We start from the raw sequence: 5,167 nt of genomic DNA, 5'->3' as shown, positions 1-5,167 counted from the left end.
TCAACTTAACGCCAAAAGCCTTGAAATAAATTTCAGGCTAAAAGCTTAAACCCGTTAAAACGGGTTAAGAAAGAGAAGTTTTGAGTCATCTTTAGATGACTTGAGCTTCTTAGCCCGAAATTTATTTCAGGGCATTATGACTTAAGTTGACACTCCTTATGTCCCTCCTCGCCCGTCAACAGTCAACAGTCAACAGCCAACAGTTAACAGTCAACAGTTAACAGTTAACAGCGATCGCAAATTCTGAGATGATGGGGGAGCTAGGACTATTGATATCAGTGTATAGCTTGTATGCGAATCGCTCTTTTCACTGAGACTTTTTTACCCAAAATTGATGGGATCGTGACGCGGCTGTGTCATACGGTCGAACAGTTACAACGGTTGGGAGACGAAGTATTAGTAATTTCTCCAGCAGGGGGACTCACGGAATACAAAGGGGCCAGAATCTATGGAGTTGAGGGAGTACCTCTACCCCTGTACCCAGAGTTAAAACTGGGTATTCCCCATCCGGGTATTGGCGTGGAATTAGAAAAATTTCAACCGAATTTGATTCATGTGGCGAACCCGGCTATTTTGGGGCTAGGAGGTTTATATTATGCCAAAAAGTTAAATATTCCTTTAGTTGCATCGTATCATACCCATTTACCCCAATATTTGCATCATTATGGCTTAGGAATGTTGGAGGAGGTACTGTGGAGTATGTTAAGAGCCGCCCATAACCAAGCCCAGTTAAATCTTTGTACCTCAACGGCTATGGTGCTTGAACTCGGTAATCATGGAATTGAACGGCTGGATTTATGGCAACGGGGCGTCGATACAGAACTGTTTCAACCCTCCTTAGCCAGCGTGGAAATGCGGGATTTTCTCAGTCAAGGACACCCGGACAGCCCTTTATTACTCTATGTGGGCCGTTTGGGGGCTGAAAAAGAAATTGAACGGATTAAACCCGTTTTAGAGAAAATTCCGAATTCTCGTTTGGCCCTTGTGGGAGATGGCCCTAACCGTCAAGTCCTAGAAGCCCATTTTCACAAAACCCCCACCCATTTTGTCGGCTATCTCCGGGGGAAAGACCTGGCAACGGCCTATGCGTCGGCGGATGCGTTTATTTTCCCCTCGCGTACCGAAACCCTAGGGTTAGTGCTATTGGAAGCAATGGCCGCAGGAACTCCAGTGGTGGCGGCTCGGTCTGGGGGAATTCCTGATATTGTCACCGATGGCATTAATGGCTATTTGTTTGATCCCGGTGACGAAGATGGGGCAATTACAGCAACTCAACGGTTATTGGCAAACCCGCAAGAACGGGAAACCCTGCGCCAAAATGCCCGTTTAGAAGCAGAACGCTGGGGATGGACTGCGGCTACTCAACAGCTACGATCTTACTATCAAGAAATTCTCAGCCGTTACTCTTTGCCCTTTGTCGCTTAGGGCTCACGAGAAACTTTAGATTGAAGGCAAGGATGGAAACTATGACCATCTCTTGTCTGTTATCATCTACTCATCGAAAACTCTCTCCTCTAAACAATCCTCATGCCTTTAGGCTGAGGAGTGTCAACTATTCATTCTATCTATATCTCTATAGTTGGGAAAGTTTGATTCGATCAAAACCACTTAACCCTCTGGGATCAGAGTTTTTGAGTTCTCTATCCTTCACCCCAACTATCCCCTTCCCATGACTTTTTCTAATGCTGGTAGCATCTTAGCTACGCTTACACAAGTGGATCGTATGGGCCTGTTGGCAGCGCGTGTCAAAAATCTGCCAATTGGGGAATTTATTTGCATTTTAGATTTTATTACCGCAGAATTCCAGCAATTTTTGCGGGCAATTGATCTAATTAATAATGAAGCGATCGAAACCTTGTTAGAACAGTTGCTTGATGCTTTTACCCTAAAAATTGGGCAACTTCTGCAAGCTGATTGTACAACCATTTTTTTAATTAATCGAGGTAAAAACCAACTCTGGTATACCAAAGTTCAGGAGGGAACCGGACAAGCGAAAGAAATTCGTTTACCAATGGATTCGGGAATTTTAGGATATGTTGCCCGCACGGGAAAAGCGATGAATGTGGCGGATGCTCACAACTGTCCGTTATTTGATGCGGAAGTCGATGAACCCGCCGAATATCATACCCGGACTATTCTGTGTATGCCGATTTTTAGCAGTCAAAAACCAGAGGAAGCCGTGGCGGTGGTGCGACTGCTAAATAAAGCGGAAGATTTAGCGTTTACAGAAGAAGATGAACAACAATTTCGCGCCTTTGCTGATTCTATTGGGATTATTTTAGAAAGTTGTCAATCGTTTTTTGTTGCCGCTCGAAATCAACGGGGAGTCGCTGCATTATTAAAAGCAACAACGACCTTAGGACAAAGTTTGGATTTAGAAACGACATTAAAAGCGGTAATGGAACAGGCACGGGATTTAATGCAAGCCGATCGCAGCACGTTATTTTTATTAAAAAAAGAGACCCATGAATTGTGGACAAAAGTTGCAAATGCCGAGGGTTCAAAAATGATGGAAATTCGGATTCCGGCGAATCGAGGCATTGCAGGTTATGTGGCGTCAACGGGTCAAGTTTTAAATATTCCTGATGCCTATTGCGATCCACGTTTTGACCCCACAACTGATCGCAGAACAGGTTATCAAACTCGCAATATTTTATGTATGCCTGTTTATAATGCGGCGGGAGAATTAATTGGGGTGACTCAGTTAATTAATAAGAATAAAGGCAGTTTTACAAATTCCGATGAGGAATTTTTAAGGGCGTTTAATGCTCAGGCAGGAATTGCTTTGCAAAATGCTCAGTTATTTGAAAATGTGATGGTGGAAAAACAATATCAAAAGGATATTTTACAAAGTCTTTCTGATGTGGTAATTTCGACGGATTTAAAAGGAAGAATTGTGACAATTAATGATGCAGCCTTGGAGTTGTTAGGCTGTCCAAAACCGCAAGCGGGCGAGCGCACTATTCGTCAATATTGGGAAGAAAAATTAACGGGTCGTTATGTGTGGGAAGTTGTACCCATTGAAAATTTAAGATTCCGTTTAGAAGATAGTTTACGCCATGCCGCCCGTCATTATGTCCCCGAACAAAGTTTAACCGTCGGTTTAATTAAACAGGAAGAAACTAAAGATAATATTACCCAAATAATTCCCGTTTTAGGAATTCCTGATCGCTATCATCCCGAACTTTATTATCCTTGGGGAGAATCCACAGCTTTACAACACAAGGATACAACTTATTCTAAACAGCAAGTTCGGGAAATTGAACGCAGTATTAATTTAACCGTTAACCCCCTAACAAACCCGGAAGGAGGGGTGAGAGGAGGGTTAGTTGTCTTAGAAGATATTAGCCGCGAAAAACGGATGAAAACCACCATGTATCGATATATGACTCCGGGTGTTGCTGAACAGGTGATGGCACTCGGAGAAGATGTTTTAATGGTGGGAGAACGCAAAGAAGTCACGATTTTATTTTCCGATATTCGGGGTTATACAACGTTAACCGAAAATTTAGAAGCTTCAGATGTGGTAGCTTTATTAAACCAATATTTTGAAACGATGGTAGAAGCGGTTTTTTCCCATGAAGGTACTTTAGATAAATTCATTGGGGATGCGTTAATGGCGGTATTTGGTGCACCCCTTCCCCTGCGAGATAATCATGCTTGGATGGCGGTAAAATCGGCTTTAGATATGCGCCGACGCTTAAAGGAATTTAACCAAATGCGACCGGATGAACCCCAAATTAGAATCGGTATTGGGATGAGTTCGGGTGAAGTGGTATCGGGAAATATTGGCTCACAAAAACGCATGGACTATACTGTAATTGGAGATGGGGTGAATTTAAGTTCTCGTCTGGAACAAATTACTAAACAATATGGTTGTGATATTATTATTAGTGAGATGACCTATCATTTATGCCAAGATAAAATTTGGGTTCGGGAGTTGGATCGAGTTCGGGTTAAAGGAAAGAATCAGGCGGTGAGTATTTATGAGTTAATTGGTAATCGTTCTCTGGCTTTAGATGCACCCGCAAAAGAGTTTTTAGATTGTTTTAATCAAGCGAGAATGGCTTATTTAGCTAAAGATTTTAAACAAGCCATTCGGATTTTTGAAGAAGCGAAAAAAATGCGTCCTGATGATCGGGCGGTACAAATTCATATCGGGCGATCGCAACAATATTTACAAACTTCTGTTCCTGAAGAGTGGGATGGAGTATATACCATGACAACAAAATAAATCAATCTCTTGTGATTCTGAATGCAGCGAAGAATCTCCGACTATCTTTCAAGTTAACTTTAGTTTAATTGAAAATTAGTTAGCGTAAGTGGGGTAATTTAGATTGACAAAATTTAACATTTTTGTTACCCTAGAAGCAAAGTGAGTTAAAGGTCAACGTCACAATGTCAAAGACTCAAGTTACTGACACCGGACAAATTAAATTACCTGAAAATATTATCAATTATCTCAACGTCAAACCGGGCGATATTCTTGATTTTACCATTGATGCAGATGGACGGGTTTTTATCAACCGTCTCCCTTCATCTGTTCAAGAATTAAAAGGAATTTTACATCGTCCAGGGATGCAGCCTGTCTCTATAGAAACGATGAATGATGTAATTAAGCAAAGACAAGTTAATAGAATATGCAAGGATTAGATACTAATATTCTTGTTCGCTATCTAGTGCAAGATGATTTGAAACAAAGCCAAAAAGCAACTGAGTTAATCAATCAACTTCTAGCCCATGAAGAAACTATTTTAATTAATAATATTGTTTTGTGTGAATTAATTTGGGTTTTGGAGTCAGCCTATAAATATAAAAAGATAGAAATTTATAATGTATTAAATCGTTTATTAAGTATTTCTTTTTTTGAATTTGAGAATAGAGAAATTATTAGTTTATCTTTAGAAAAATATAAGAATAGTAAAGCAGACTTTTCAGATTGCTTAGTTGCAACGCTTAATCAATCTTTAGGGTGTGATCAAACTTTTTAATTTGATAAAGGTGTAAGAGAAGTTAAAGGGTTTAATTTTATTGAATAGAAAGTTCTAAAAATTGCAAAATATAGCAATCCTAAATGATTTGTGAAAAAGTTTTGTAGGGGTTTGGTCTCCAAACCCAGGCGCAAAGAGGGTTTGGAGACCAAACCCCTACGATAAAATATTACAAC

Annotated in this window: 4 protein-coding genes; all 4 read left to right on the top strand. The window is 40.5% G+C overall.

The window, feature by feature from the left end:
* Positions 1-291: 291 nt before the first annotated feature.
* The 4 genes from PL8927_RS04940 to PL8927_RS04925 all read left to right on the top strand — a co-directional run bounded on the left by PL8927_RS04940 (position 292) and on the right by PL8927_RS04925 (position 4,991).
* A complete protein-coding gene (locus PL8927_RS04940) occupies positions 292-1,425 on the top strand; it encodes a glycosyltransferase family 4 protein (RefSeq protein WP_083618235.1) in 1,134 nt (377 codons plus the stop codon).
* A gap of 244 nt (positions 1,426-1,669) precedes the next feature.
* A complete protein-coding gene (locus tag PL8927_RS04935) occupies positions 1,670-4,234 on the top strand; it encodes an adenylate/guanylate cyclase domain-containing protein (protein WP_083618233.1) in 2,565 nt (854 codons plus the stop codon).
* A gap of 164 nt (positions 4,235-4,398) precedes the next feature.
* On the top strand, positions 4,399-4,653 hold the full coding sequence (locus tag PL8927_RS04930; RefSeq protein WP_083618231.1) for an AbrB/MazE/SpoVT family DNA-binding domain-containing protein: 255 nt from the start codon (positions 4,399-4,401) through the stop codon (positions 4,651-4,653).
* Positions 4,641-4,991: a PIN domain-containing protein gene (locus PL8927_RS04925; RefSeq protein ID WP_083618229.1), complete on the top strand. Its 351-nt coding sequence runs from the start codon at positions 4,641-4,643 to the stop codon at positions 4,989-4,991. The genes PL8927_RS04930 and PL8927_RS04925 overlap by 13 nt, the downstream gene beginning before the upstream one ends.
* Positions 4,992-5,167: the final 176 nt, after the last annotated feature.

Source organism: Planktothrix serta PCC 8927 (assembly GCF_900010725.2).
GTDB lineage: Bacteria > Cyanobacteriota > Cyanobacteriia > Cyanobacteriales > Microcoleaceae > Planktothrix > Planktothrix serta.
The sequence above is the reverse complement of the archived record's forward strand: the minus strand, read 5'-3'. Positions and strand labels throughout refer to the sequence as shown.